Origin of the sequence: Aquiflexum sp. (assembly GCF_041749095.1) — a bacterium.
Classification (GTDB): domain Bacteria; phylum Bacteroidota; class Bacteroidia; order Cytophagales; family Cyclobacteriaceae; genus Aquiflexum.
On the sequence record NZ_JBGTCA010000357.1, the window covers coordinates 1 to 26,465 of the forward strand.

Here is a 26,465-nt window from a genome sequence, read left to right on the forward strand (position 1 = left end):
GTCATCCTGATGACCGTGTCAAAATTCACGCTTCTGCTGCCAGTAAAGAAAGACCCGAAGGCACTACCGTCTCTTCTCCTATGGGATGGTATGACGCTGGAGACTACAACAAGTATATCGTCAACAGCGGCATTACCATGGGCACATTGTTGTCTCTTTATGAGGATTTTGATACTCATTTTGCAGATTTTATCTTGGGAATTCCGGAATCAGGAAATGCAATGCCTGATTTGTTGGATGAAATACTTTGGAATCTCAAATGGATGGCAACCATGCAGGATCCTCATGATGGTGGCGTTTACCACAAATTGACCACTGCCAAATTTGAAGGGATGGTTCTTCCCCACTTGGCGACCAATCAAAGGTATGTTGTAGCAAAAAGTACTGCTGCGACCCTTGATTTTGCTGCGGTGATGGCGCAGGCCTCCCGGATTTTGAAAAACCATCATCCGGATCTTTCCATCGAATACCTCAAATCTGCTGAATTGGCCTGGAACTGGGCCCATGCCAACCCTGAAGTGTACTACAGGCAAAATGACATGAACAAATCGTTCCAACCGGAAATCCATACCGGGGCCTACGGGGACAATTCCGTCGCGGACGAAAAAGTCTGGGCAGCATCTGAACTCTATATCAGCACCCATAACCTGGATTACCTACAATATATCTCTAATCCTGAGTCTTTTAATCTTCCTTCGTGGAACAGGGTGGATTGGTTAGGTTATTATTCCTTATTGCGGTTCAGGTCTGAATTGCATAATCTGCCTGAAAACCTGATTCCCACCATCAAAAGTATTTTGACAGAAACAGCCAATAGCTACATGGAATCCGCCAATGCTTCCTATTATTATGCAGTGATGGGTCAGTCGGTCAAGGATTTTGTCTGGGGCAGCAATGCCGTCGCATCTAATCAGGGCATCGCATTGATTCAGGCTTATTTCCTTACTAAAGAGAGTAAATACCTGCAATATGCACTGGGTAATCTGGATTATATTCTTGGTAAAAATGCAACGGGTTACAGTTTTGTGACCGGTTTTGGCTATAAAACTCCAAAAAGCCCGCATCACAGATTGGCAGAGGCAGAACCTGAAAAGGAACCTTTACCGGGCTTTATGGTAGGAGGCCCAAACCCCGGCCAACAGGATGGATGCAATTATACCAGCAAAATCCCTGATGAGTCATTTGTAGATGAAGCCTGTTCCTACGCCTCCAATGAAATCGCCATTAACTGGAATGCTCCTTTTGCCTATTTGGTCAATGCTTTGGAGATTTTGAAGGAAGAGGGGGGAAGGTAGAAAAGGGATGAAGGATGAAGGAAGGTAGATTTTAGAGGGTAGATTTTAGATTTGGCTTGAGGAAGGATGAAGGTGGTGCGTCATTGCGAGGAGCACTTGGGAAACTTTGATTTTTTGAATAGTCCCTCGTGCGACGTGGCAATCTCTTTGGGGATGAAGGATGAAGAATGCGTCATTCTGGATGAGCTTTCGCAACTTTTCAAGGGTTTTAGATTTCTCTCCCGATAGCCATCGGGATCGAAAGGACAAGGAGAGGTTTAATGCCTGTAGCGATCCAACAAATCAAGGACAGCTATTAATGAGGACTTTGCCTTGTCACCTCGACGATAGGAGAGGTCTATCCCTCCCTGGTTTAGATTTCTCTCCCGATAGTCATCGGGATCGAAATGACAAAGTGGAAGTTTTTGACACTATTGATTCAATATAATTATTTGAATGTTGATAATCGTTTTATCAATCTGTTAACAAAAATATGTTTAGGAAAAAAATCTACCCATCATGTCTCTTGGGTAAGTCGGGGTTGACAAAGGTGAAGCCCTGGGTGTCTGCTCCTTCATAAAAATCCACCTGCATGCCCATCAGAAACATATAGTGTTTTTTTTCGATCAGGACAGGGATATCTTCAATAACGAAATGTTGGTCTCCTTCCTTGGGTTTGTCAAAGCCCAACAAATAGGACATACCCCCACATCCACCTCCTTTTACACCCACCCTCAATGAATAATCTTTGGGGATGTTTTTGTGGGCAATGATGTTTTTGATTTCCTTCTGGGCTTTTAGCGTAATTTTTATGGGAACCAACATGCCTTTTTAATTCTATTTTTCGTTATGAAGTTCAAATTTCGGATATTCGAAGCAAATTAATCACAGACTATGGAGTATTTAGCTGATTTACTAAAGATTGTTTTGCCTGCGGGATTGGTCATTTATGGGATGTACCTGACCATCATGTCCTTTCTCAAAAAGGAAAGAGAGAAAATGATCGTTGACCTCAAAACACAAAATACACTAACAGTCCTGCCCATCAGACTTCAGGCGGGAGAGAGGCTTTGCTTGCTTTTGGAAAGAATTACCCCTAACAACCTGATCCGAAGGGTCAATAATCCGGAATTTTCAGCTAGGGAACTGTACAGTCAATTGCTAATGGAGATAAGGGAAGAATTCAATCATAACCTTTCACAACAGGTTTATTTCTCAGACGAAACTTGGGAAGGTGTGAGAAGGGCCATGGAAAGTGTCGTCACCATTGTGAATACAGCCATGCAGGACATGAATGAAAATTCAAGAGGTTTGGATCTCGCCAAGAGAATTTTTCAAATTACCCTGGAGCAAAAAAACGATGCCATTCAAATGGCATTGAAAGAAGTGAAATCAGAAATCAGAATTTATTATTAGCAAGCCATGGCCTCATTAAGGGAAAAAACAGTGGATTTCTTTGGAAAAGCAAAAATCCTGTACCTGTCCAAAGCAGAAAAGATAGCAGGAGAGGACGGAAAACTCAAAAAACTTTTAAAAAGTGTTGGTGACCGTTTAAATACCGTTTCGCATAATCCTACCGTACAAGCGGCTTTGGAACCTATTAAAGTCTTCAAAAGAATGATTCAGGCACATCGTAGCGGTCTGTTCAAAGTTTCTTCCAAAACTTTGGGTCTGATTGTACTGGGTTTGGTGTATTTTGTAATGCCCATGGATATTATACCTGATTTTCTCCCTGTGATAGGATACGCAGATGATATCTCGGTCCTGATCGCAATTTTCAACTCGGTAAAACATGAAGTAGATGCCTTTTTGGATTGGGAAAAAACAAGAGGGGGTATGTAATAATTTTTTGGTCTGGATGATTTAGCCTTTCTTTATCTATATGAAAAAAATAGCATTTCTTGCAGGAACATCAGGATTGGTAGGCATGCAGCTGCTGCACCAACTTTTACAGGATACATCCTACGATAACATTATTTCTGTTGGTCGCCGTAAGTTGGCCCTGAAGCATCAGAAATTGGTACAGGTCGAAGGTGATTTTAAAAATATCCGAAAATGGAACCTGGAAGAAAAACTGAGGGAAGAAGACCTTGGGGGAGAACATTTTTCTTTGATCGATGCGATCAAGACCAAATCTGTGGAAATGTATGCTTTTTGTTCTTTGGGCAGTACCATCAAGGCTGCTGGTTCAAAGGAGAAATTTTATGAAATAGACCATGATTATGTAATGAACTTTGCACTTTGGGTGAAGGATTTGGGTGTCAGCCGTTTTCTATATGTCAGTGCCATGGGTGCAGATCCTCAATCATCTGTGTTTTACAATAAGGTCAAGGGTGAAACGGAGGAGGATTTGAAGGTGATTCCTTTTGATTATCTGGGACTTTTTGAACCGTCTCTTTTGTTGGGAAACCGAAATGAGTTCAGGTTTGGAGAGGAAGTAGCCAAGATTGTGACCAAACCATTGGTCTGGCTGAAATTGGCAAAGAAATACAGCCCGATCTATGACTATCAGGTCGCCAAAGCCATGATCGGACATGCCAACAAAAATAAATCAGTAAAAGTAGAAGTGATATCTTCCAAAGAAATGCAAAACTTTTGACCATGATTGCAGTCATTCAGAGAGTTTCAGAGTCTTCCGTTAGGATAGATGGCATCATCAGCGGTCAAATCGGAAATGGACTGATGGTGCTGTTAGGTATTGAAGAGGCAGATGGAACGGAGGACATAGAATGGTTAAGCAAAAAAACCGTCAACCTAAGGATATTCCCTGATGAAAATGGCGTGATGAATAAGAGTCTTTTGGAAACAAATGGGGATATATTATTAATCTCACAGTTTACACTCCATGCAAGTACAAAAAAAGGAAACAGGCCCTCCTATATCAAAGCTGCCAAGCCCGAAATCGCCATACCGCTTTATGAGCGTTTCATCCAAACCCTTGAATCAGATCTTGGAAAACCCATCCAAACCGGTGAATTCGGCGCAGACATGAAAGTCACCTTGGTCAATGACGGCCCGGTGACGATCATTATTGATAGTAGGAATAAGGTTTAGTGTTTAGTGTTCGGTGTTCAGTTTACAGTGGTCAGTGGCCAGTGTCCAGTGTTCAGTTCAAATCACAGTGTTCAGCACCCCATGAGACTGCGACTGCCTAATGTAAACTGGTAGTGCCCACTGCCTACTGAATACTGCGACTGCCTACTGAATACTGCGACTGTCTACTGCATACTGCGACTGCCAACTGTAAAAACTGCGACTGCCAACTTACCACTGACCACTGCCTTCTTAACACTACCCTGCATCTCAATTCTCATCCACCACGGCGGACAAGTCGTCTCACATCTAAAATATGGACAAACTAAAAAAAGTAGCCCAGTTATTCTCCCCAGCGGCATTTATTCACGATACGGAGGAGAATATATTGCAAATGGAGTCTTTGATCCGGAACCATCATATTGGTGGGATCACATTTTTTCATAGCCGATACAGTGCCGCTGCGAATTTTGAGAAGAGACAGGAGAAACTTGCTTACGAAAACACCTTGGAAAAACTGCAAAGTCTTATCCAACGCTTTCAAAAAATTTCCGAAACTCCCCTCCTTATCAGTATAGATGCGGAATTTGGTCTTGCTATGAGGATTGAAAATGCCCCGCAATACCCTTATGCCATTACATTAGGTGCAATGTCAGAAAAAGAGATTGATCTGGTTTATGAAACGGGGTTCAGAATTGGCAATGATTTAAATAAATTGGGTATTCATTTGAATTTTGCACCTGTTGCCGATATCAATACCAATCCAAACAATCCGGTTATAGGTTACAGGTCCTTTGGAAAAGACAGAAACAAAGTCAGCCGTTTTGCATTGGCGATGTACAAAGGGATGGTAAAAGCGGGAATTGGAGCCTGTTACAAGCATTTTCCCGGACATGGGGATACAGATGTGGATTCCCATCTTGGCTTGCCTGTCATCAATAAGGTGAAGGAACAATTGATGAAGGAAGAGCTTTATCCTTTTATTGAAGGGATTAAAGAAGGAGTGGATATGATTATGGTGGGACATCTTGCTGTTCCTGCGCTTTGCCAAGGGAAAAATACCCCTGCATCCATCTCACAGGAAATCATCACCGGTTTTCTCAAAGGAGAGCTTGGATTCAAAGGCTTAGTGGTATCAGATGCATTAAATATGAAAAGTGTCAGCATTATGTTTGCGGAACCGGGTATGTTGGAGTGGGAAGCTTTCAGTGCAGGAAATGATATTTTATGTTTTTCGGAAAATGTAAAAGAAGGAATAGCATTAATTGCTGAAAAAGCCAGAGACGTAAAGATCAATGAGAGTTTTCATAAGATAATGAAGTTAAAGGAAAACCTGGGACTTTTTGATCAGCAACCCATCCATTTTCAAGGCTTCGATTGGAACAGTCATCATGCATTCAACCAACAATTAGCCAAGCAATATATTTCGGTGATTTCTGAAAAAGAATCGTCAATAGAAATTGACCTTCATAACCGAAAAACCGCCTTGATTTCGGTTTACATAGGAAAAAACAATCACTTTTTTCAAGGTATTGACCCCAATAACCTTATCCCGAAATTTGAGATTTCCTTAGGAGTTGATTTCGATTTTCATAAACTTGTTGATTTTGAGAATATCCTGATTGCCTTGTTTGTGCCCTCCGCCAAACCCATCAATCATTTTGGATTGGAAACTGATTTGATGAAAAAAATCGCTGAACTAGCCGAAAATAAAAAAGTTGAATTATATCATTTTGGTTCTCCCCTTAGTTTAAGCGAAATCCCAAATTTAGACAGGATGCAGAAAGTAGTCTGTGCATATCAGGGTTTCGAAGATACCCAAAAAGAAACTGCCCGCTATTTTCTAGGATAATTGAAAATAGCGGGCAGATTATTGCTAAATGATTTCTCAGTTTCTCGTCAAAACCCTGAATTGATCCATCACCCTATAAGTGGCCTTGGTAAGTTCGGTGCTGACATCAGGGGAAAAAAGATCAAAATATGCGGCGGTATATCCCTGCCAAATAGTATTTCCTTTTTTGTTATCTATTACAAAAATCACTAAGAGCCCATTATTTTCAGTGTATTTGACCCTATTGTAGTGTTCATCTTTTTCCCTGTTTTCTTTCTCCTGTTCTTCGGTCAGTTCTACAATTTCAGGTTTTCTTTGTAACCAAAAGTCAAAATTTGGCTGATCATAACCTCTATATTTGACTTCATCAGTAAAAATCTTGTAGTTGATCAAGAGGTCAGGCTTTTCATCCTGAAGTCTAAATCCCTGAGAACCTAATCTGGAACTGATAGTCCTTTCAATTGCAGTGAAATAAGCGGTTGAATCAGGAAATGGATTATTGACAAACCCAAACGTCTTGTACCTCTTGAAATTTCCTGAGTAGTTGAAATCAGAATCGGCTATATAGTCCTTTTGGCTAACACAGCTCGCAATTACCAAAACGATGGCTGGGATGAGAAATTTTAATTGTTTCATAACAGAATAAATTTGAGAGATTGCAAAGGTAAAATAGGTTTGTTTCAAAGAATAACCACCCTTATTATGGGTCATCTACGAATAAACATGAGTAAGCGGTTTTTGTTTGACATATATTAATTTGAACATCAATCCATTATAAATATATTTCACTGTAAGTTCAAGATTTTTTTGTTGTCCTGCTATTTTTTTTTTATAAATGTCAAATAGTTAACATTATTCTTTCTTAATTTAATAGGAAATGGCTGTATTTATAATCGGAGACGTTCACGGCTGTCTTCATACCTACCTCAAACTTTTAGACCACTGGAATCCCAAATCGGATATACTGATCCAACTTGGGGACTTGGTGGACAGGGGAAACTTTTCACCTTTGGTTTTGGAACTGGCATTTGAGCTGAAAATGAATTTTGGTAAAGAAGTCCAATTCCTAATGGGAAACCATGAACACATGATGATCAAATATATGAGAGGAGAAGACAAACAAAAGAATTGGCTTTTCAATGGAGGCCAACAAACCCTGCATCAATTTGAGTCCCTCAATATTGACCCCGATAATTATTCCAGTTGGCTGTCTGAATTACCGCTGTTTTGGGAAAATGAATATATAAAAGTTTCACATGCCGGGATAAGTGGCTTGGGCAACCCCGCTGACCCTAACAATGCCAATGGACTTTTATGGAACAGAAAACCTCTGATAAATATTCAAAAACTTCAAGTTATCGGACATACCCCCCAATGGGACGGTCAGCCAAAATTCGACCCTGAATCCAATTCCTGGAATATCGATACCGGAGCTTATGGAAGTGTCTGTCTGACTGGAATCAAACTGAAAGAAAACGGTGATTTTCTGGAAATAATTTCAATCCCAACTGATATCCGGGATGTCAAAAAGGGAGATTATCCAACTTGAGAAACTATCATCTATTACTTAGGAATAGCCCCAAAATAACTTTAATAAACATAATCTCACATCACTTTCCCTTTTGATAACCTCATCACCTTATCCACACATACCGGAATATCTTCTTCATAATGACTGACATATACCATCGTAACCGGAATGATACTGCATACCTGATCAATGGTTTTTCTGAAAAGTTTTCTTTGGATTTCATCCATGCCCTGTGCCGCTTCATCAAGAACCAACAAGCAGGGACTTTTTATCATAGCTCTTGCCAAAAGGACAAAGCGTTGATTTTCGAGAGAAACCTGTCGCAATAGCAGGTCGGAGGTGTTTTCAAGATCGAATAATTTCAACCAATACCTTGCTAGATTCTCCTGATCATGACTCACTTTTTTGAAAAGTCCCATCGTATCAAATAGTCCCGATAAGACCACTTTCAAACAGGTTTGGTTTTGCGGAAAAAACCTGGATAATTCTGGTGCCACAAATCCGATTTGTTTTTTGATATCCCAGATACTTTCTCCTGAACCCCTCTTTTTATCAAACAGCCAGATATCATTGGCATAGGCCTGTGGGTTTTCACCAAGAACCAAACTCAATAAAGTGGATTTCCCTGCCCCGTTCTCTCCTTTCAAAGCCCATTTTTCACCTGGTAAAATAGTCCAGTTGACTTGATCCAATATCCTTTGATCACCATATTTTACAGTTACATTGTTGAGTTCAACTATGACCTTAAATTCCTGATTTTTCCGCCCATCTAGGAGCTTTCTTAGCAACTGATAGTCAAAGCCATTTTCCTCTTGATCAATACGCTCAATATCAAGGAATTCATTTGACTCAATTGCCTTTTTTATCTTTTTATCCCCTATTACTGCCACATGGCTAATACATTCTGGGATTTCATTGCTATGGGTGGTCATCATCACATGAATCCCTGCACTCACAATATCATTCAAAATATTCCCAAAATCCATCCTGCTTTGGACATCCAATCCAGTAAGAGGTTGGTCCATCAGGAGTAGTTTGGGATTCTTTATCAGGGCAGTGGCAATGGCAAGTCTCCTTGTTTCACCATTAGAAAGTTTGATCAAAGACTTTTCCTTCAGGTCTTTCAGGCGCATAAAATCCAATACCCTTTGGATATCCCAAGGACCGGGTACTTTGACTTCAATTTCATTCAGATAATCAAAGACAGTTGCTGCCTCTTCAGATTCCATGGCATTGAAGCGCTGCTGATAATAGAAATTCTGGATATTGGATTTGTTCCGGAAAGTATATTGCTGGGAAACCGTGGAAATAAGATCCCTAAAAGAATTGATCTCTCCATCGAGGTTTTTTTGTTTTTGATAAGTTTCGGAATATGGCCTTTCAACCAACCCCTGTGTGACCATCGTCCTGCCCAATAAAGTTTCCAAAAATGCTGTCAACAAAGTCCCGGATTGACCTACCACCGCCCAATGCTGCCCGTCCTCCCACTGAAAGTCCAGCCCCTCAAAAACAGTTTTCCCGAGTTGCTTGACAGTGGCGTTTTGGATGTTTATGAGTGTTGACATTTTAAGACGTGAGATTTGAGACGTGAGACAGTCGCAGTTTGCAGTAGGCAGTTTTTTAGTTTAAATTGCGTCGATTGACTCTGTCATCTTCGCTTCTGTTTGGCCCTGTGAATGTATCCATTTTTTTTTAGACATTTCAGGAGTCATTCTTCCCAACGCCGAATGCGGTTTCGAAGAGTTGTATAGTTGCACTGTAGGTAATATCACTCTGCCATACCTGGTTTGGATGTGTCAGGACAAAGCCCTTGATGAGGTTGGCAAAGTACTTAGCCCCACTACTGTCCGTAGTCTTATAACTGTTCCTGTAAACCCTCACATTTAGTGCCTTTCTTTTGCAAAAACTTTCGAATGCATCCCTGCCCAGACCTATGGGAGTGATCATAAAGTATATCTCACCCAAACCCAGGTCCGGATGGTCTTCACGGATCAGGAAAACCAGATTCTTAATCTGCTCCTCAAGGCAACACGCTTTTTGAGTTCAAGAAGCTTTTTGGTATCACTGTCTGTTTCAACGATAAGTCTTTAGGGTTTTTTTTCACCTTGCCAAATTTTACCTTCCACCTTCTGACGGTGGTGCCTGAAATTTCATATTCCTCCACAAGTTCGCGTATTCTGGTTACACCCGATTCAAGCTCAATGACTTTTTCAGCCTTGAATGATTCACTGAAATTACGGACACGACGCTGGCCTATGCTCATTTTAAACTGGTTTCTAATCGCCATCTTTCTACTGGGTTGGTTAAAATTTCTGTATTTTTAACGGTCAGTATATTTCAGTCGCCGAACACTGAATGAACACTGCAAACTGAACACTGAATAAAACAAGGTCTTTTAAATTAGATAAACCTATTTACATGTCAGCATCTTTGATTTTAAAGCCGTATCAACCTGAATTGAGAGCTGACTGGGATGAAGTGATAGCTTCAAGCATCAATGGTACTTTTATCCATCAAAGGGATTTTATAGCATACCATGGAGATAGATTTGAGGAATGTTCTTTGATTTTCTTTTTCAATGGAAAACCTGTTGCGGTGTTTCCGGCGGAAAAATCAGAAAACAGGGTTTTTTCCTACAGAGGACTTACCTATGCAGGTTGGATAATCAGTGAGGCTTTGGAAGAAGGACAGCTCGGAAATGTAATAAAAGATACATTAGAGTATTTCTGTGCCAATGGCTATCATTCTTTGGAAGTCAGGATGGTTCCTGATTTTTTTTATTTGGGAAGTGCATCAACATTGAAAACAACTGTTGAAAAGTTCAAGCCCGAATTGGTCAGGAAATCTATTTTTCATGCTACGGCCTTACCATTTCAGATTTCGGATAGGGGAAGGAAATGGGGTAGAAAGAAGTCGGAATCCTTAAAGTTAAGCGTAAAGGAGTCAGTTGATTTTGAAGGTTTTTGGCAAGATGTTCTGGAACCTCACCTTTTGGAAAAATTCCAAAATAAGCCTGTTCATAGTTTGGAAAAGATCCTGTATTTACAATCCTGTTTTCCGGATAACATCAAACTGCTTGCCGTCTATCAGGAAGCTGAAATGTTGGCTGGTACGGTACTTTTCCTTCAAAACCAGGTGGTCCATTGCCAATATATAGCGAGTACGTCCATTGGAAGGGATTGCAGAGCATTAGACCTGTTATTTGGCATGATACTGGACAAATTCAACGGGGACAAATCGTATTTGAGTTTGGGAACATCCTTGGATGCCAGAACAGGAAAACCAATCCCTGGTCTGATCAAATGGAAAGAGAGTCTTGGGGGGAAGGGGTTTGTGGGGAGGATTTTAGAGTTTAGATTTTAGAAGAGAGAGGCGAGAAACAAGAGCCAAGAACCAAGATGCGAGAATCGAGACATTCTTTATGAAAGTTGAGGATGGATCCAAGGTTTATGTGAGAAACTCACATGGGCGGAGGAAACTGGGCTTTAAAATGCCGTAGGCATGACCGAAATTATAGCCCGGTAATTTATTGCCAGGATTATAAGGAAGAAAGTTGCCTTAAAGTGCCATAGGCACGGACGATGTTGAATTGGGGGATTGGCTGCGAATGGACAACGAAGGTAAGAGGATGAGACATAAGTGACTCTACACCTTTGGGTAGGATGTGAGTGAGGACACTCACATGGGCGGTCAGACTTTCACATGGTCGAAGTAAATCAAGGGCGCTACAAACTCATTACTCAGAAGTCACAAAGCCAGAGGCTTCGGACAACAGAAATGACCGAAATATGAGCCTTGAAATTCACTTTGGTTCAAGTCTGACGTTTTGGCCGTGCATGATCTGGTTGGCTATTTTTTGATAGAGGCTGAGATTATTTGATGGATTGACCAGGATGGTCCCACTTGTCAGCCTGGCATTTTCGAGGTCTTCGAAGGTCAATTTTTCCAGCCATTTGGAAGCGTTGATTTCAAAGATAAACGAAGGATTGTGATTATCATTTGTGGGATTTTGGTTTTTGGTATCCAATGCCTGTTCAAATCTTGGGTTGATATCAAAGAGTTCGATTTGCAAATGAAGCAATTCCTTTTTTTGACTGTAATAAGCCGCATTGATCATGACGGCAGGCAGTCCAAGAAAATCCGTCAGTTCTATGCCAAAGTTGAGGTTTTGGTAATTGCCCTGCGGGACATTGATCTGAAAATCCTCCGAATCATCTCTTTTGTCAAAGGATATCTTTTTTATTTCATTGAATTTGATGTCAAGATTTTTGCTGAAACTACTGGTAAGTCTCTATCTTTTTTTCCTGATCAGTATCATCTATTTATTCTTATCCAATAAATTTTAATGTCACTTGTATTGACATGAATTAATTTAATGTCTATATTGGTGACATGAATTCGGAATTAGAGAAGAGAAAGTACCGTATGACCTCCCGGGCGGAGAAGGTCTCCCAAAATGACCAAAAAATCATGAAGGCCATAGTGCAGCTCTGGGAAGAGTTACCGATCAATGAAATCACCTTAGAAAAAGTAGCTATAAAATCAGGAGTTACCGTGCGTACCATTTTAAGGAAATTCGGGTCCAAAGAAGGTCTGATAGAAGCATGTGTCGAAAATGATGCTGCCGGTAGGAGAAAGAACAGGGACTTGGCAGTGCCCGGTGATTATAAGCGGGCATTGGAGATTTTGCTGGAAGATTATGAAAAATTGGGTGATGCCTCCATTAGAACGCTGGCCGTAGAAGAAGAACTGCCAATTGCCGGAAAAATGCTTGATAAAGGCAGGGCCAATCACAGGGAATGGTGCAAGAAGGTATTTGCTCCCGATTTACCGGATGCAAACTCTCCGGAATATGAGCATCGCCTCATGACTTTCATCACTGCTACAGAATTTTACCTATGGAAGCTTTTGAGAAGGGATTTGAAAAGGAGTTATGAAGAGACTTATAAAATTTACCGGTCTCTTCTTGAAGGATTGATTCAAAGAAAAATATCATAAAACCACAACACTATGGATAACCCTAAAAATTATTTATTTGTCACCATTGATGGAGGAGGTAATATTCCCCCGGTAATAGGACTGGCCAAAAGATTAGCTGACAATGGCCATAAGGTAAATGTATTAACAGAACCCTGCATGAAGGATCCTGTAGAATCAATGGGTTTGGGTTTTATTTCATTCAAAAGACATTTTACCAGAACAGACAGAAAAGAGGACATCTGTAAAGACTGGAATGCCAAGCCCTTCGAAAAACCTGCCTTTGAAAACATTATTTTTGGTCCTGCTAAGGTTGTGGTAGAAGAAACCATTACTTCCCTTAAGGCAAATCCTACAGATGTGCTTGTGGTAGATTGTTTGTTACCGCCTGTATTGATAGCAGGGGAATATATGAACATTCCCCGGGTACTGTTATTTCATATGCCGGAATATTTACCTGGACCGAACAGGCCTCCGGGAGTAATGGGTTTGTTACCTGGGAAAGGAATAATGGGTAAATTCCGGGATAAGTTGTTGGTGAAATTATTCAACAAGGCTCTGAACAAATATTTGCCTAAGATCAATGAAATAAGACTTTCTTATCAATTGGAACCTTTAAAAAACCTGATTGATATGCTGCATGAGGCTGACAGAAGATTCATTCAGACTTCCCAAGCTTTTGATTTTCCGTTAATACCTGCCCCGGAAAATGTCCGCTACACCGGAGCGGTTCTCGATGATCCCGATTGGGTAGGGGAGTGGAACAACCCTTGGCCTGATCATGATCTTCGGCCTTTGGTAGTTGTGAGCCTTTCATCTACTTTTCAAAACCAAGCCGGTACCATACAGCGGTGCATTGATGCCATTGGACAACTTGATGTCAGGGGTTTGGTGACTTTAGGATTGGCTATGGAAAATGAAGTATTTGATCTGCCGAAAAATGTAAAAGTCATCAAATCGGCTCCCCATTCTTTGGTTTTTCCCCATGCAGATATGGTAATTACCCATGCCGGACATGGAACCATTATGCGGGCTTTATCCTTTGGCTTGCCCTTGATCTGTATGCCAATGGGCCGTGACCAAAATGACAACGCTGCAAAAGTTGCATACCATGGCTGCGGAATTAAATTATCCCAAAAAGTAGATTCAAATAAAATCAAAAAAGCCATTGAAAAAATATTTACTGATAAGAAGTTTAGGGAAAATGCCAAAATATTGCAATCAGAAATCAATAAGGATGCAGCCGGAGATTTGGCTATATTGGAATTGGAAACAATAGCAAATAAGAAATTTGATACCAAAGAACCTGCATTAAGCTGAATTCCTATTATTCAATTGTGAAGACCGAGAGCATGTTTTTCTCGGAAGCCCTGGGTACTTCAGCAATAAAGGCATAAGTTCCCGGTATGAGGGTTACATTGAAATATGCAGTCTGGTTTGCAGGCATTTCCTGAGTTCCTCCCATAAACCGAAATCCCTCGGGAATAGGGGATTTGAAGGCATCCGGATCTGTCCAATCCATCCATTTTTCCAATACAGCAATATCTGCATTATCTTCAATTTTCACTAGGTGAAGGTCATGACCTACAAAATTTTCATGGCCAATTTGGTCTTCAAAATAAACAGCAATAGTGTGTTTTCCTGCTGTGAGACTATCCTCCCTAACGATTCCTTTTTCTGAGGATAAAGTTATACTATGGGTCGCTTCAGGTTTTTCATTCTCATTTGGTGAATCTGTTACCACAATGGAATCAATCATTCCCATAGCGGAATGGAATTGTCCTTGGGGCATTTTAAGGTAACATTCCATTACATAATATCCCGGTTCCATGAACAAAGTAGTCTCACTGACAGAAAAAGGAGCAATCAAACCCGGCCCTCCTGAAAAAACCACTTCAAAAAACCATTCAGGAAGTTTTTCAAAAACTTTGAAGCCTTCTTCGGCATTCCCCGCATTGATCAAATCCATTGCTTCGGTAAACAAAGGAACAATTTCATTTTTAGAATCTTCCAAGGTTTTGCCCTCCGGTAATTTCTCCAAAACCATAAAATGGGTATCCTCAGAATTATTGATAAATTGGAAAGTAGTCCAACCTGAAGGAATACTGTCCGGTCCAGCAAAATCCATTACCTCAGTCACTATAGTGACCATTTCATTGCTTTCTTTTGGAGTAGTTTCCGAATGGCTTTCATCTTGGCTGCCTTGTCTGGACTGACAACCAAAAACCAAAAGCAAAAAAATAAAACTGATTTGTTTCATCTGAATAAATGGATTGTTCATTGAAATGATTGGTTTCATGGTTTTTTAATTTAAATGGATGAATAATTTGGTTCTTGAAGATGGGGGTGCATGCACATCTTCTCAGATTAGGAAGTTTATTAAAGTTTAAAAAAAAATGACAGAAATAAAAGTATTTGGTTGAAAATCAAGATTTTAAATCAATAATTGCCAATAAAATCAAATATTTTCATAAAAATCTGATAGTCGAAAAATAGGTTTTTTGGCTATCAGACTTTTAATGAGGCAGACATATTTTTAAATATTACTATTTTATTCCTTTAAAATTACATTAAGATTGTTTTATATGTTGCAGATTGAAAAACCTTGGCGTGAATATTGATTTTATTCAGGTGGTTTATTAACCTTTTTAATCAATTCATTAAATTTTAAATCCGAAAACAATTTTAATATCATGCCGATAATTGGAAAAATCATAAAGAGTGCAGTTGAGGTTGCAGATAAAATATTTACGAATAACAATCCCAAAGAGGCTCAGGAATCCGTATTGGAAGACCTGCTTTCGAAAGCCAAAAAAACTGCCTTTGGAAAATACTATCAGTTTGAAAAAATACTCGAGTCAGAGGATATCAGAGATGCTTTTGCGTCCGAGTTACCTTATTTCAGTTATGACCAACTCCTTGAAGAATGGTGGCAGAAAGTAATCGATGGGGGAGAGGATATTACCTGGCCCGGGAAAGTGAATTATTTTGCTGTGTCCAGCGGTACCACCAGCAATAAAAAACGCATCCCTGTCACTGATGAAATGATCGTGTCGATCAGGAAAGCTGGGATGCAGCAGATCAAAGGAATAGCTGATTTTGACTTACCTTCTGAATTTTTTGAGAAGGAAATCCTAATGTTTGGAAGCAGTACCAATCTCAAAGAGGTCAATGGACATTTGGAAGGTGAAATCAGCGGTATCAGCGCCAGTCAGATTCCGGTTTGGTTTGATGGATTTTATAGACCCGGCCCGGAGATATCCGGAATCGATGATTGGGATGAAAGGGTAGAGGCATTGGCCAAAGAAGCCCCAAGCTGGGATATTGGGGGTATTTCCGGTATTCCTTCCTGGATCGAACTGATGCTCAAAAAAGTAATTGCCCACCATAAAGTCGAAAATATCCATGATATCTGGCCTAACTTTCAGGTATATACTTCAGGAGGAGTAGCATTTGAACCTTACCGAAAAAGTTTTGAACGTCTTACCAGTAAACCGATCATGGTAATAGATACCTATCTTGCTTCGGAAGGTTATCTGGCCACTCAGATAAGGAAGGATACTGATGCCATGGCGTTGATTACCGATAATGGGATATATTTTGAATTTGTGCCTTTCAAGCCTGAGAACATGAATGAGGACGGCAGTGTAAAACAAGGTACTAAGGCTTTAAAAATCGAAGAGGTGGAAGAAGGGGAGGATTATGTATTGATTATTTCCACAGTATCGGGTGCGTGGAGGTATATGATTGGGGATACCATTACATTTACAGATAAGGAAAAAGCTGAGATTAAAATAACAGGAAGGACTAAGCATTTTTTGAACGTAGTGGGTTCGCAATTGTCAGTCATTCAGATGAATAATGCCCTAGAGCAACTTGGGAAAGAATTCAATACCGAAATCAAGGAATTTACCGTTTCGGCTGTATTGGAAAATGATGACTACCTCCACCGATGGTACTTGGGTTTGGATGGAGAAACCGAAAAAAGTGAAAAGGATTTTGCCGGTCGATTGGATGAAATCCTTCAAGAAAACAACAAGAATTACAAAGTAGCCAGAAACAAAGCACTAAAATCAGTTGAGACCCGATTGGTACCTGCGGATTTATTCCAAAAATGGACCGAAGAGACCAAGCAAAAAGGTGGTCAGGTAAAGATTCCCAGAGTGATGAAGGAAGAGGAATTCAAAGGTTGGGAAGAATATGTGGAAGGGAATCTACAAGAGTAGACCGGAGCTGGAAACTCCCGACTCAGGGTTCTGAAGACTGGAGTTAGAAACTCCCGACTCAGGGGTCACGAAGCCAGAGTCTTCGGACAACGGCCTTCATCCTTCACCTTTCTCCTTCATCCTTCATCCTCCATCCTTCCTTTTTCCGATCGGAGCTAAAACTCCTAACTCAGGATCACAAAGCCATAGTCTTCGGACAACCGCCTTCATCCCTCACCCTTCATCCTTTATCCTTCATCCATCCTCCTCTACCAAAATATTCTCCATCAGGTATATAATCTCTTCAGGAGGGAGGTATAACCTTTTGATTTTTTCGATATAAGCATCGGACATACCTGCTTGGTGCAGAATAAAATCCTTGGTGGCCAAAATATATTCCCCAAGACCGTGATTGACCGCATAGGTATCTGCTACCCTTTCAGCAGAAATGACGAAACTTTTTGAAGTAAGGTAGCCAATACCAAATAATATCAAAGACCAATTGCTTTTTTTCGAATAATCCATAATATGTCCAAGTTCGTGTCCTATCCAACCAACTAGGACATCTTCAGGAAGATCCTGAATCGGCATCCTTTTTCCCTTGAAATCAAACCAATGGCTTATTTTTATGATATAAGTTCTTTTTTTCCTGGAACTAAACATGGTAACAAATTTTGGCTGGGCCTGCATGACTGATTTCCAAAGGTTTTCATTAAATATAAATTCAATCCTAACATCCTTGAGTTTGGGGTAGAATGAAAGCGCTTTTAAAGCCACATCTTTTATTTCTGCCGGGATATCCCTATCAAAATCCATCTATATTTTTTTTATTTTCCTATGATACAAAAAATTTCTAGTTGATCTGTAAAGCTCAATAAAAAAATCCGATAGGAAAGGTTTCCTATCGGATTTTAAGGTTCAATAGGCTTAGGTTATTTATTGATCGGTTCAATAGTTTCAATTGTTCCATCCTCCTTATGTATCAACTCGGCCATTTTGATGTTTCTCAAATGGGTTTTTTCGGAAAGTTCTGTATCGTGGTAAAACAGGTACCATTTATCCTCAAACTTAACAATAGAATGATGGTTTGTCCATCCCTGTACCGGATTAAGGATATTCCCTTGGTAGGTGAAAGGACCATACGGACTGTCTCCGATACCATAAGCGATAAAATGGGTGTCGCCCGTAGAGTAGGAGAAATAGTATTTATCGTTGTGCTTATGTACCCAAGCAGCTTCAAAGAATCTCCTGTCATTATCACCTGCCAGAATGGGATTTCCGTCCTTATCCAATAACATCACATCCTTTGGGGTTTCAGCCATTTGCAACATGTCCGGACTTAACTTGGCGATTTTTGGCATCAATGAAGTTTCATTATCTGCCGGTAATCCATCGGTTGGGCCTTTACCTACAGGTTTATATTTATTGTCTCTGTATTGCTGCAACTGTCCGCCCCAGATACCGCCAAAGTATAAGTAATAGCTGCCATCATCATCCTGAAATACAGCAGGATCCATGCTGTAGCTGCCTGTGATGGGCTCAGGTTGGGCTTTGAACGGGCCCGCCGGATTGTCTGCTACTGCTACACCGATCCTGAAAATATCATCTTTGTCCTTTGCCGGGAAATAGAGGTAATATTTCCCGTCTTTCTCTGCTGCATCCGGTGCCCAAAGTTGTCTTTTGGCCCAAGGAATATCTTCTACATCCAAAACCATTCCATGGTCAATTACCTCTCCACCGGGTTTGTCCATAGAAAAAACATGATAATCCATCATGTTGAAATGTGAACCCATATCATCTTCCTCAACCACTGATTCCACATCATGAGAAGGGTAAATGTAGATTTTGCCCTCAAAGACATGGGCAGATGGATCGGCTGTATAAATATGGGATACCAATGGAGGGGAGAGAAATTTGGTTATTCCTTCTTCTGGGGCGGATATTTCTTCCTGATTGTTTTCCTGAGTGCCACAGGATATCAGAATACACATAACAAAGAAAGCTGAAAAGCTGTACTTCGAGTTCATAGGGCTTAGATTTTATGTAATAATATTTTGAATTTGCTAATTTATAGAAATTGAAATCGGTTTCAAAATTAAAAAACTTATGTATTATACTTTTTTTGGAAAGTTTTCATTTCCACTTTTTCTGATCAATTTACTCCTGATATACGGAGAATAAATACCATATTGAAAGATTGTTTTACTTGATTGAGAGGTAAAAACTTGATTTGTAAAAAACTATTTGGTGTAGTTTCAGCCAGTTTAAATTATATTTAGATACTTCAATAAAACTCAATTCTCTTAAAATGAAAAACCTATATTCACTCTGCCTGCTGATTTTACTCCCGTTTTTCCTATCCGCACAAGTTGAATTTAAAAAGCACATTTTTCATGATGCAACCAGCGAATTGCCATATAGGCTGCTTCAACCCAAAAATTTTGATATAGACCGGAAATATCCCCTGTTACTTTTTTTACATGGGGCAGGGGAAAGGGGAAATGATAATGAAAAACAATTGGTACATGGGGGCAACTTGTTTTTAAATGCTATTCAATCCGACCAATATCCATCATTCATACTTTTTCCTCAATGCCCAACGGATGATTATTGGGGCAATGCTGATATCAATAGGTCAGAAGGTAAAATTGATATTGTATTTAAAAACGGAGGCGCACCGACACCTTTTCTTGGGGCAGTTTTGGTTTTGTTGGATTCGATGGTCCAATTACCCTTTATTGACCAAGACCGCATATATGTGGGCGGGCTGTCAATGGGGGGGATGGGTACATTCGAATTGTGCTACCGTCGTCCTGATTTGTTTGCGGCGGCTTTTCCAATTTGTGGTGGTGGTCATCCCGAATCCGTGAAACTATATGCCAATAAGATCCCACTGTGGATTTTCCATGGCGAAGATGACAGCGTGGTATCGGCAGAATTCTCAAAAATAATGGTCAATGCCCTAAAAGCTGAAGGGGCTGATCCGAGGTTTTCCCTGTATCCAGGGGTCAATCACAACAGTTGGGACAATGCCTTTGCGGAACCAGATTTTTTGGAATGGATTTTCAGTCAAAAGAAGTAGGCATGGCAAGGCAGTTCAAATTAAAATTATCCGTAATCCTCATCCTATCCGTTCTTTTATTAATTGGATGTAATCAAAAAGAGGCTCCTATCAAGCCCAATATTCTCCTGATCTTGACCGATGATCAGGGATGGGGAGATCTATCTTTTCATTGGAATGAATTGGTGGAAACACCGAATATAGATGCGTTGGCAAATGAATCGGTAGTTTTTGACCGTTTTTATGTATCTCCGGTTTGTGCGCCAACAAGGGCAAGCCTACTGACGGGCCGCTATCATATTGCAACAGGAACCACTTGGGTGACGCATCGCATGGAAGTGATGCGGGAGGAGGAAGTCACCATTGCTGAATTGCTAAAGCCCTATGGTTATGTTTCCGGACTTTTTGGAAAATGGCATCAGGGCAAACAATTTCCACATGATCCGATTGGACAGGGTTTTGACGAATTCTTTGGATTTGCGGAAGGTCACCTGAACAATTACTTTGATACCAAGCTCATCCATAATTTCGAAGAAATTCAGACCGAGGGCTTTCTGCCGGATGTCCTGACAGACAAAACCATCGAGTTTATGGAAAAACAGGATTCATTTTTTGCTATGCTTTCCTTCAATACCCCTCACAGTCCATTTCAGGTTCCTGATGCCTATTTTGATAAATATAAATCCAAGGGTCTTGATGACAAAGATGCCTGCGTATATGGGATGGTCGAAAACATAGATGATAATGTAGGACGGCTGATGCATTATCTAAAGCAAAGCGGAAAGATCGAAAACACGATTATCATTTTCATGACCGACAATGGACCAAACGGTATCCGCTACAATGGTGGAATGAAAGGAAAAAAAGCAGATCTGGATGAAGGAGGAGTCAGGGTGCCTTTCTTTATCAAATTCCCTGGTTATGGTCATCAGCTGATCAAACCTTGGGGCGGACATATTGATATTTTGCCAACACTTGCAGATCTCTTAAGTATTGAAATCCCTGCTAGCCTTGATATTCATGGAAGAAGTCTTTTGCCATTGATTAAAGGAGAAGCTGGAAACTGGGAGGATAGATATTTTTTTACCCATCATGTGCATTTAAAGTTTGATACCATTCCCGGTGCGGTCAGAAATCAGGAATATTTACTGACATTAAAAAACAAACAAAAAGCGCTCTATAACCTTTTTCAGGATCCTTTTCAAAAAAACAATATTCTGGAGACAGAACCCAACATAGCCAATGAATTGGAAAAGCATTACATGGCTTGGCTCAAAGAAATGACCAAAAAGGGAGTTGAACCACCCTTGATTCAAGTTGGGCATACCAATGTGCCAACTGTTGAACTTCCTGCTTCTGATGCGAAGCGTTTGGGCAATGTTCTATTCAAAGGAGAAATGGGATGGGCAAATGATTGGTTTATAAATTTTAAAAACCCTACTGACAAAGTGCTTTGGGAGATTGAAACAGTTGAAAATACCAAATATGAAGTCTTCGTTCAAATGGCAAATGATAAACCATTTAAAATGGAGATTTTTGCTCAGGGAAAGAATATTATTTACGAAACTGACAAACTACACCAAACCGAACTGATTCCCAATCAGGACAGGGTTCCCAGAACAGAAGTGGAGGAAATGGATTGGCCCATGATTTCAGTCGGTGAAATTGCTTTTCACAAGGGGCAGGCAAGACTTGAAATTTCTTTCATTGGTGAGGAGTTTGGAAATATTGAAGTGAAGGGTGTGGTTTTGAAAAAAATGAAATGAATGGTCAATTGGTTCTATTTTATCTATTGAAATATTTTTTCTGAGTATCCTCAATTCTTCTATACAGCCAAAACCCGGTGGCCGAGCTTGCCGAGGCCAAAAAATTGATACGTTTAACATTCCGAATAGTCAGAATATTTTTAATAGGCATTGTACCGCAAGGTTACTAAAACCAAATTATCAACCGTTGCTGTAAATGATCATTTCCCCTTTAAAATAATTATTAATATGGTGGTCAGAACCGGATTTGACCATTGCATTCATATTTAAGAATAGGTTAATTCGATTTCTTTCATGTAGGATTAAGAAATGAATTCATTATGTATAACCAAAAAAAATTAAACAAAACAGTTCAGGGAGGTATTCTCCTCCTTGGACTTTTTTTATTGGGCATTGGCAGCACCATGGCCCAGGAAATTCCAAGTCCCAAAGCGCATTTTGGTTTTGGATTGGGAGATGATTACCATGTCAGCAATTACACACAAACGGAAGCATATTTCAAGAAAGTTGCCGAAGCCTCGGACAAAGCCAAACTCGTTTCTATAGGGAAAACCGAGGAAGGAAGAGATCAATGGATGATGATCGTCACTTCCGCTGAGAATCATGCAAACCTGGAAAAGTTCAAAGACATCTCGGTAAAAATGGCAAGGGCAGAGGGTTTGTCGGAACAGGAGGCCAGAAAACTCTCAACCGAAGGAAAAGCCATTGTATGGATTGATGGCGGTCTTCACTCAACAGAAACAGTTGGAACCCATCAGTTGACCGAAACCATTTACCAAGTGCTCACCAAAGAGGATGCAGAAACAAAAAGGATCCTTGAAAATGTAGTGATCTTATTTGTCCATGCCAATCCTGATGGACATGAAAAAATCGGCAACTGGTACATGAGAGAGTCTGATCCCGAAAAAAGAAGCCTATCTAACCTGCCAACACTTTACCAAAAGTATATCGGTCATGATAACAATCGGGATTTCTACATCCAAAACATGAAGGAATCCACCAACCTCGGCCATCAGCTTTTCATAGAGTGGATTCCCCAGGTCATGTACAATCACCATCAGAGAGGACCTGCAGGTTCAGTTCTTGCCGGACCTCCATATAGGGATCCTTTCAATTATGTGTTTGATCCCATGATGGTGACGGGCATAGATGCTGTGGGTGCTGCCATGTACAACAGACTGAATGCGGAAAACAAGCCCGGATTTACCAGAATGGATGGTTCTACTTTCTCTACCTGGTACAATGGCGGGTTGAGGACCACCACCCATTACCACAATATTATTGGCATATTGACTGAGATTGTGGGTGGCCCAAATCCTGAGGAAATTCCTTTGGTGCCCGATAGATTGCTTCCCAATAGTAATACCCCTTTTCCTGTCACCCCGCAAAAAACCTGGCATTTTCAGCAGTCTATAGATTATTCGGTATCCATGAACTTTGCAGTTTTGGATTATGCTGCCAGGAACAGTGACCACCTGTTGTACAATATGTATGTGATGGGAAAAGGATCTATCGAAAGGGGTAGTGGGGATTATTGGACACCATTCCCAAGAAAAATCGAGGCCATCAAAACCGCTTACGAAAAGGACAAAGACAAATACCCCATGCCTACGAATCCTTTTTCAAGGAGAGGTGGGGCGATCCCTTCTGAATTCTATGACAGCGTTTATCAGGCCAAAGAGGAAAGAGATCCCAGGGGTTTTATCATCACCGCAGACCAAAAAGATCCTGCTTCGGCAGTGAAATTTATCAATGCTTTGGTGAAAACAGGTATTAGAATAGAAAAATCAACGGCCTCATTTTCGGTAAATGGGAAGACCTATCCAAAAGGATCTTATATCGTCAAAACAGATCAGGCTTTCCGTCCGCATGTTATCGATATGTTTGAGCCGCAGGATTATCCCAATGACTTCCAGTATCCGGGTGGTCCTCCAATCAGACCTTATGATGCCGCAGGATGGACTTTGGCCTATCAGATGGGTATTCAGTTTGACCGTATTTTGGATGGTTTTTCCGGTCCATTTGAGACTTTGCCTTATGGAAAATTGGAAGCTGTACCCGTAGTCCAAATCCCTAATTCCAGATCAGGCTACTTCCTAAGCAGTAAGCATAATGATGCTTTTCCCATAGTCAATGAATTGTTGAAAAAGGGAGTTAAAGTTTCCAGAATACAAAATGCAGTTGAAGGTATGCCTGCCGGTTCATTCTATATCCCCCAAAATGGGTCAAAAGTGTTGACTGAACAGGCAATAAAATATGGTGTTCAGGTAACTGCCGCCAAATCCGCTCCAAGCAATGCCATCAATATCAAACCTTCCAGAATAGCCTTATTCGATACCTATGGAGGTTCCATGCCAAGTGGTTGGGTAAGATGGATGTTGGAGCAATATAATTTTGAGTTTGAACTGATTTTTGCCAGAGAAATCGATGCGGGAAATTTAAACCAAAAGTATGATGCCATTCTCTTTATCAGTGGGGGAATACCTGCTTTGGTAAGAGCTGAAACCAGTTCATGGGGTTCACCTCCGGATGAAAAAACCACTCCCGCAGAATATCATCACATGTTGGGAAGTATTACAGCAGAAAAATCCATCCCGCAGATCAAAACATTTATTGAAAATGGAGGGAAAGTAGTGGCAGTAGGAAATGCTTCTGTACTGGCTTACCACTTGGAATTGCCTGTGAAAAATGCCCTGGTCGAAGTCCAAAGAGATGGTTCGGAAAAACCATTACCGGGGGAGAAATATTATGTTCCGGGTTCAGTGTTGGTTTCCCGAATGGATAACGCTCAGCCCGCCAATTGGGGATTGGACAGTCATGTTGATGTATTGTTCAACAATAGTCCTGTATTCCAATTAAAACCGGAAGCCAAATTACAGGGACTTCAGGTATTGGGATGGTTTGATACCAAAACACCTTTGAAAAGTGGTTGGGCTTGGGGCCAATCCTACCTTGAAGATGGAATCACAGCTTTCTCTGCCCCAATAGGCAAAGGAATGCTATATATCTATGGCCCGGAAATCACCTACAGGGCACAGTCCCACGGTACTTTCAAAATGCTTTTCAACAATCTTTATCAGTAAAGTTTTTACCCTTCAGCTAGAATGAAATTTGAAAATGACAATACTAACCTTAAATTGGGAATAGTTGATAAAACCATTTAACCCAAAAGAAGCCACCTCATGCCAAACTGTAACCTGAATCTCCTTTTTTCATTAGGAATTATCTTTTGTCTTTATTCCTGCAATACTTCGCCCAATGAAGAAAAACCCAAACGCCCCAATATCATTTTTATCATGTCCGATGACCATGCTTATCAGGCTATTTCTGCCTATGATGACAGGTTGATCAATACCCCAAACATTGACCGGATAGCCCAAATGGGTATGTTATTTACCAACGCCTGTGTGACCAACTCCATTTGTGCGCCTTCGCGGGCAACCATCCTGACAGGTAAGCATTCACATCTCAATGGAAAGACCGACAACCATTTCCCATTCGACACCACCAACATTACCTTTCCACAAATCCTGCAGGAAGCCGGATATCAGACAGCCATGTTTGGCAAACTTCATTTTGGCAACAATCCAAAAGGATTTGACCAATTCAAAATCCTTCCCGGTCAGGGAACTTATTACAATCCCACATTTATCACCAAAAATGAAGGTACCTACGATGTGGAAGGCTACGTGACGGACATCATTACCGATATGACTTTGGATTGGCTCCAAAACGAGCGGAAGGAAGAAGATCCATTTCTGCTGATGTACCTGCACAAAGCGCCACATAGAGAATGGTTGCCGGCCGAGCGGCATATAGCAGAATTCACCCAAAAGGAATTTCCAGAACCGGTAACATTATTTGATGATTATTCAGGTAGGGGAAGTGCCGCCAAAAAAGCGGAAATGAACCTATTGAAGCACATGAACTGGGCAGGAGACTCCAAATTATACCCAAAAGTCATGGATGAATTGGGTATACCGGATGCCTCAGGTTGGGATAAGGGAGCTTTTGAAAGGGAAGTGGGCAGGATGACCCCAAGCCAAAGAGCAAACTGGGACAAGATTTATACCCAAGTTAATGAAGATTTCAAAAAGGCCTTTCCGGGTATGAGCGAGGAAGATAAAATGAGGTGGAGATACCAAAGGTATATGCAGGATTATCTGGGAACAATTGCTTCTGTAGATGAAAATGTCGGCAAAGTATTGGATTACCTGGAAGCCAACGGATTGATGGAAAATACCATTATTGTTTACACTTCCGATCAGGGTTTTTATTTGGGTGAACATGGTTGGTTTGACAAGCGGTTTGTCTATGATGAATCCTTCAAGACTCCCTTATTGGTTGCTTGGCCGGGGAAAATCAAAGCCGGATCACGATCTGATGAGATGGTACAGAACTTGGATTTTGCCCAGACTTTCCTTGAAATGGCCCAAATCGAGGCACCTTCGGATATGCAAGGGGAAAGCTTAATTCCGCTTTTGACCGGTCAGTCTGATCAATGGAACAGGGATGCAGTTTACTATCACTATTATGAATACCCCTCCATACACATGGTCAAGCGGCATTATGCCATTGTCACCAAAGAATACAAACTGATCCATTTCTACTACGATGTGGATGAGTGGGAATTATATGATCGTGCAAATGACAAACACGAGTTGAGAAATGTGTATGATGATCCGGCTTATGCCGAAATCCGAGAGAAACTTCATAAGGATCTGGAGGCAATAAGGGAAAAATACGGGGATTCTTCAGAGATCAGTCAGGAATTGTTGGAGAGGTAT

At 40.7% G+C, this 26,465-nt stretch carries 25 protein-coding genes; 16 read left to right on the forward strand and 9 right to left on the reverse strand.

Translation table 11 applies throughout. The features are described from left to right. A partial coding sequence (locus ACEW8O_RS15985) for a glycoside hydrolase family 9 protein (protein WP_373495627.1) occupies positions 1-1,295 on the forward strand: 1,295 nt, incomplete at its 5' end. A 489-nt stretch (positions 1,296-1,784) separates the two neighbouring features. On the opposite strand, the gene ACEW8O_RS15990 is transcribed toward ACEW8O_RS15985, so the two are convergent. After that, positions 1,785-2,099 (reverse strand): HesB/IscA family protein, encoded by a 315-nt coding sequence (locus ACEW8O_RS15990; RefSeq protein WP_373495628.1) that lies wholly within the window; start codon positions 2,097-2,099, stop codon positions 1,785-1,787. 69 nt (positions 2,100-2,168) lie between these two features. Here ACEW8O_RS15990 and ACEW8O_RS15995 point away from each other — a divergent pair, with 69 nt between their 5' ends. From ACEW8O_RS15995 to ACEW8O_RS16015, 5 genes are all read left to right on the forward strand, one after another. Next, on the forward strand, positions 2,169-2,690 hold the full coding sequence (locus tag ACEW8O_RS15995) for a hypothetical protein (protein WP_373495629.1): 522 nt from the start codon (positions 2,169-2,171) through the stop codon (positions 2,688-2,690). Positions 2,691-2,696: 6 nt separating this feature from the next. Beyond that, positions 2,697-3,116: a YkvA family protein gene (locus tag ACEW8O_RS16000; protein WP_373495630.1), complete on the forward strand. Its 420-nt coding sequence runs from the start codon at positions 2,697-2,699 to the stop codon at positions 3,114-3,116. Between the two features lie 40 nt (positions 3,117-3,156). Then, on the forward strand, positions 3,157-3,873 hold the full coding sequence (locus ACEW8O_RS16005; protein ID WP_373495631.1) for an NAD-dependent epimerase/dehydratase family protein: 717 nt from the start codon (positions 3,157-3,159) through the stop codon (positions 3,871-3,873). A 2-nt stretch (positions 3,874-3,875) separates the two neighbouring features. Then, positions 3,876-4,328 carry a D-aminoacyl-tRNA deacylase gene (dtd, locus tag ACEW8O_RS16010; protein ID WP_373495632.1) on the forward strand — a complete coding sequence of 151 codons (453 nt, stop codon included), beginning with the start codon at positions 3,876-3,878 and terminating at the stop codon, positions 4,326-4,328. Positions 4,329-4,623: 295 nt separating this feature from the next. Continuing rightward, positions 4,624-6,159 (forward strand): glycoside hydrolase family 3 protein, encoded by a 1,536-nt coding sequence (locus ACEW8O_RS16015; RefSeq protein WP_373495633.1) that lies wholly within the window; start codon positions 4,624-4,626, stop codon positions 6,157-6,159. 36 nt (positions 6,160-6,195) lie between these two features. On the opposite strand, the gene ACEW8O_RS16020 is transcribed toward ACEW8O_RS16015, so the two are convergent. After that, complete coding sequence (locus ACEW8O_RS16020) at positions 6,196-6,774, reverse strand: DUF4136 domain-containing protein (protein WP_373495634.1); 579 nt, start codon at positions 6,772-6,774, stop codon at positions 6,196-6,198. A gap of 241 nt (positions 6,775-7,015) precedes the next feature. Between ACEW8O_RS16020 and ACEW8O_RS16025 the strand changes: the two genes are divergently transcribed. Then, positions 7,016-7,687, forward strand: coding sequence for a metallophosphoesterase family protein (locus ACEW8O_RS16025; RefSeq protein ID WP_373495635.1), 672 nt, complete (start codon positions 7,016-7,018; stop codon positions 7,685-7,687). 56 nt (positions 7,688-7,743) lie between these two features. Here ACEW8O_RS16025 and ACEW8O_RS16030 read toward each other — a convergent pair whose 3' ends face one another. From ACEW8O_RS16030 to ACEW8O_RS16040, 3 genes are all read right to left on the reverse strand, one after another. After that, positions 7,744-9,234, reverse strand: coding sequence for an ATP-binding cassette domain-containing protein (locus tag ACEW8O_RS16030; RefSeq protein ID WP_373495636.1), 1,491 nt, complete (start codon positions 9,232-9,234; stop codon positions 7,744-7,746). Between the two features lie 136 nt (positions 9,235-9,370). Then, entirely contained in the window at positions 9,371-9,616 is a 246-nt protein-coding gene (locus tag ACEW8O_RS16035) for a hypothetical protein (RefSeq protein WP_373495637.1), read from the reverse strand. 73 nt (positions 9,617-9,689) lie between these two features. Beyond that, positions 9,690-9,956 (reverse strand): hypothetical protein, encoded by a 267-nt coding sequence (locus ACEW8O_RS16040; RefSeq protein ID WP_373495638.1) that lies wholly within the window; start codon positions 9,954-9,956, stop codon positions 9,690-9,692. 131 nt (positions 9,957-10,087) lie between these two features. On the opposite strand from ACEW8O_RS16040, the gene ACEW8O_RS16045 reads away from it, so the two are divergent. Further along, positions 10,088-11,032: a hypothetical protein gene (locus tag ACEW8O_RS16045; protein WP_373495639.1), complete on the forward strand. Its 945-nt coding sequence runs from the start codon at positions 10,088-10,090 to the stop codon at positions 11,030-11,032. A 439-nt stretch (positions 11,033-11,471) separates the two neighbouring features. On the opposite strand, the gene ACEW8O_RS16050 is transcribed toward ACEW8O_RS16045, so the two are convergent. Continuing rightward, positions 11,472-11,741, reverse strand: coding sequence for a hypothetical protein (locus ACEW8O_RS16050; protein WP_373495640.1), 270 nt, complete (start codon positions 11,739-11,741; stop codon positions 11,472-11,474). Here ACEW8O_RS16050 and ACEW8O_RS16055 point away from each other — a divergent pair, their 5' ends adjacent. From ACEW8O_RS16055 to ACEW8O_RS16065, 3 genes are read left to right on the forward strand one after another with little or no spacing between them, the layout of a single operon-like run. Then, positions 11,742-12,008 carry a hypothetical protein gene (locus ACEW8O_RS16055; RefSeq protein WP_373495641.1) on the forward strand — a complete coding sequence of 89 codons (267 nt, stop codon included), beginning with the start codon at positions 11,742-11,744 and terminating at the stop codon, positions 12,006-12,008. 53 nt (positions 12,009-12,061) lie between these two features. Further along, a complete protein-coding gene (locus ACEW8O_RS16060) occupies positions 12,062-12,667 on the forward strand; it encodes a TetR/AcrR family transcriptional regulator (RefSeq protein ID WP_373495642.1) in 606 nt (201 codons plus the stop codon). A gap of 12 nt (positions 12,668-12,679) precedes the next feature. After that, positions 12,680-13,966: a glycosyltransferase gene (locus ACEW8O_RS16065; protein ID WP_373495643.1), complete on the forward strand. Its 1,287-nt coding sequence runs from the start codon at positions 12,680-12,682 to the stop codon at positions 13,964-13,966. Between the two features lie 7 nt (positions 13,967-13,973). On the opposite strand, the gene ACEW8O_RS16070 is transcribed toward ACEW8O_RS16065, so the two are convergent. After that, the gene (locus ACEW8O_RS16070; RefSeq protein ID WP_373495644.1) at positions 13,974-14,945 is read right to left on the reverse strand and encodes a hypothetical protein; all 972 of its coding nucleotides are present in this window, start codon (positions 14,943-14,945) and stop codon (positions 13,974-13,976) included. Between the two features lie 394 nt (positions 14,946-15,339). On the opposite strand from ACEW8O_RS16070, the gene ACEW8O_RS16075 reads away from it, so the two are divergent. After that, positions 15,340-16,872, forward strand: a complete 1,533-nt coding sequence (locus tag ACEW8O_RS16075) for a GH3 auxin-responsive promoter family protein (protein WP_373495645.1) — start codon at positions 15,340-15,342, stop codon at positions 16,870-16,872. Between the two features lie 234 nt (positions 16,873-17,106). On the opposite strand, the gene ACEW8O_RS16080 is transcribed toward ACEW8O_RS16075, so the two are convergent. Next, positions 17,107-17,667: a hypothetical protein gene (locus ACEW8O_RS16080; protein ID WP_373495646.1), complete on the reverse strand. Its 561-nt coding sequence runs from the start codon at positions 17,665-17,667 to the stop codon at positions 17,107-17,109. Between the two features lie 116 nt (positions 17,668-17,783). Next, a complete protein-coding gene (locus tag ACEW8O_RS16085; protein WP_373495647.1) occupies positions 17,784-18,878 on the reverse strand; it encodes a glycoside hydrolase family 43 protein in 1,095 nt (364 codons plus the stop codon). Positions 18,879-19,159: 281 nt separating this feature from the next. On the opposite strand from ACEW8O_RS16085, the gene ACEW8O_RS16090 reads away from it, so the two are divergent. The 4 genes from ACEW8O_RS16090 to ACEW8O_RS16105 form a co-directional block, all read left to right on the forward strand. Then, positions 19,160-19,933, forward strand: coding sequence for a dienelactone hydrolase family protein (locus tag ACEW8O_RS16090; protein ID WP_373495648.1), 774 nt, complete (start codon positions 19,160-19,162; stop codon positions 19,931-19,933). Next, positions 19,909-21,678 (forward strand): arylsulfatase, encoded by a 1,770-nt coding sequence (locus ACEW8O_RS16095; RefSeq protein ID WP_373495649.1) that lies wholly within the window; start codon positions 19,909-19,911, stop codon positions 21,676-21,678. The genes ACEW8O_RS16090 and ACEW8O_RS16095 overlap by 25 nt, the downstream gene beginning before the upstream one ends. A 320-nt stretch (positions 21,679-21,998) precedes the next feature. Beyond that, positions 21,999-24,761 carry a M14 metallopeptidase family protein gene (locus ACEW8O_RS16100; protein WP_373495650.1) on the forward strand — a complete coding sequence of 921 codons (2,763 nt, stop codon included), beginning with the start codon at positions 21,999-22,001 and terminating at the stop codon, positions 24,759-24,761. A 99-nt stretch (positions 24,762-24,860) separates the two neighbouring features. Further along, a partial coding sequence (locus ACEW8O_RS16105; RefSeq protein WP_373495651.1) for a sulfatase occupies positions 24,861-26,465 on the forward strand: 1,605 nt, incomplete at its 3' end.

Excerpts from the sequence above, each read along its gene's own strand:
- ACEW8O_RS16015 (WP_373495633.1), top strand. The coding sequence starts at position 4,624 with ATGGACAAACTAAAAAAAGTAGCCCAGTTATTCTCCCCAGCGGCATTT.
- ACEW8O_RS16025 (WP_373495635.1), top strand. The coding sequence starts at position 7,016 with ATGGCTGTATTTATAATCGGAGACGTTCACGGCTGTCTTCATACCTAC.
- ACEW8O_RS16060 (WP_373495642.1), top strand. The coding sequence starts at position 12,062 with ATGAATTCGGAATTAGAGAAGAGAAAGTACCGTATGACCTCCCGGGCG.
- ACEW8O_RS16040 (WP_373495638.1), bottom strand. The coding sequence starts at position 9,956 with ATGGCGATTAGAAACCAGTTTAAAATGAGCATAGGCCAGCGTCGTGTC.
- ACEW8O_RS16035 (WP_373495637.1), bottom strand. The coding sequence starts at position 9,616 with ATGATCACTCCCATAGGTCTGGGCAGGGATGCATTCGAAAGTTTTTGC.
- ACEW8O_RS16000 (WP_373495630.1), top strand. The coding sequence starts at position 2,697 with ATGGCCTCATTAAGGGAAAAAACAGTGGATTTCTTTGGAAAAGCAAAA.
- ACEW8O_RS16055 (WP_373495641.1), top strand. The coding sequence starts at position 11,742 with ATGAAGCAATTCCTTTTTTTGACTGTAATAAGCCGCATTGATCATGAC.
- ACEW8O_RS16030 (WP_373495636.1), bottom strand. The coding sequence starts at position 9,234 with ATGTCAACACTCATAAACATCCAAAACGCCACTGTCAAGCAACTCGGG.
- ACEW8O_RS16085 (WP_373495647.1), bottom strand. The coding sequence starts at position 18,878 with ATGAACTCGAAGTACAGCTTTTCAGCTTTCTTTGTTATGTGTATTCTG.
- ACEW8O_RS16100 (WP_373495650.1), top strand. The coding sequence starts at position 21,999 with ATGTATAACCAAAAAAAATTAAACAAAACAGTTCAGGGAGGTATTCTC.
- ACEW8O_RS15995 (WP_373495629.1), top strand. The coding sequence starts at position 2,169 with ATGGAGTATTTAGCTGATTTACTAAAGATTGTTTTGCCTGCGGGATTG.
- ACEW8O_RS16045 (WP_373495639.1), top strand. The coding sequence starts at position 10,088 with ATGTCAGCATCTTTGATTTTAAAGCCGTATCAACCTGAATTGAGAGCT.
- ACEW8O_RS16080 (WP_373495646.1), bottom strand. The coding sequence starts at position 17,667 with ATGGATTTTGATAGGGATATCCCGGCAGAAATAAAAGATGTGGCTTTA.
- ACEW8O_RS16070 (WP_373495644.1), bottom strand. The coding sequence starts at position 14,945 with ATGAAACCAATCATTTCAATGAACAATCCATTTATTCAGATGAAACAA.
- dtd (WP_373495632.1), top strand. The coding sequence starts at position 3,876 with ATGATTGCAGTCATTCAGAGAGTTTCAGAGTCTTCCGTTAGGATAGAT.
- ACEW8O_RS16090 (WP_373495648.1), top strand. The coding sequence starts at position 19,160 with ATGAAAAACCTATATTCACTCTGCCTGCTGATTTTACTCCCGTTTTTC.
- ACEW8O_RS16005 (WP_373495631.1), top strand. The coding sequence starts at position 3,157 with ATGAAAAAAATAGCATTTCTTGCAGGAACATCAGGATTGGTAGGCATG.
- ACEW8O_RS15990 (WP_373495628.1), bottom strand. The coding sequence starts at position 2,099 with ATGTTGGTTCCCATAAAAATTACGCTAAAAGCCCAGAAGGAAATCAAA.
- ACEW8O_RS16065 (WP_373495643.1), top strand. The coding sequence starts at position 12,680 with ATGGATAACCCTAAAAATTATTTATTTGTCACCATTGATGGAGGAGGT.
- ACEW8O_RS16020 (WP_373495634.1), bottom strand. The coding sequence starts at position 6,774 with ATGAAACAATTAAAATTTCTCATCCCAGCCATCGTTTTGGTAATTGCG.
- ACEW8O_RS16075 (WP_373495645.1), top strand. The coding sequence starts at position 15,340 with ATGCCGATAATTGGAAAAATCATAAAGAGTGCAGTTGAGGTTGCAGAT.
- ACEW8O_RS16095 (WP_373495649.1), top strand. The coding sequence starts at position 19,909 with ATGGATTTTCAGTCAAAAGAAGTAGGCATGGCAAGGCAGTTCAAATTA.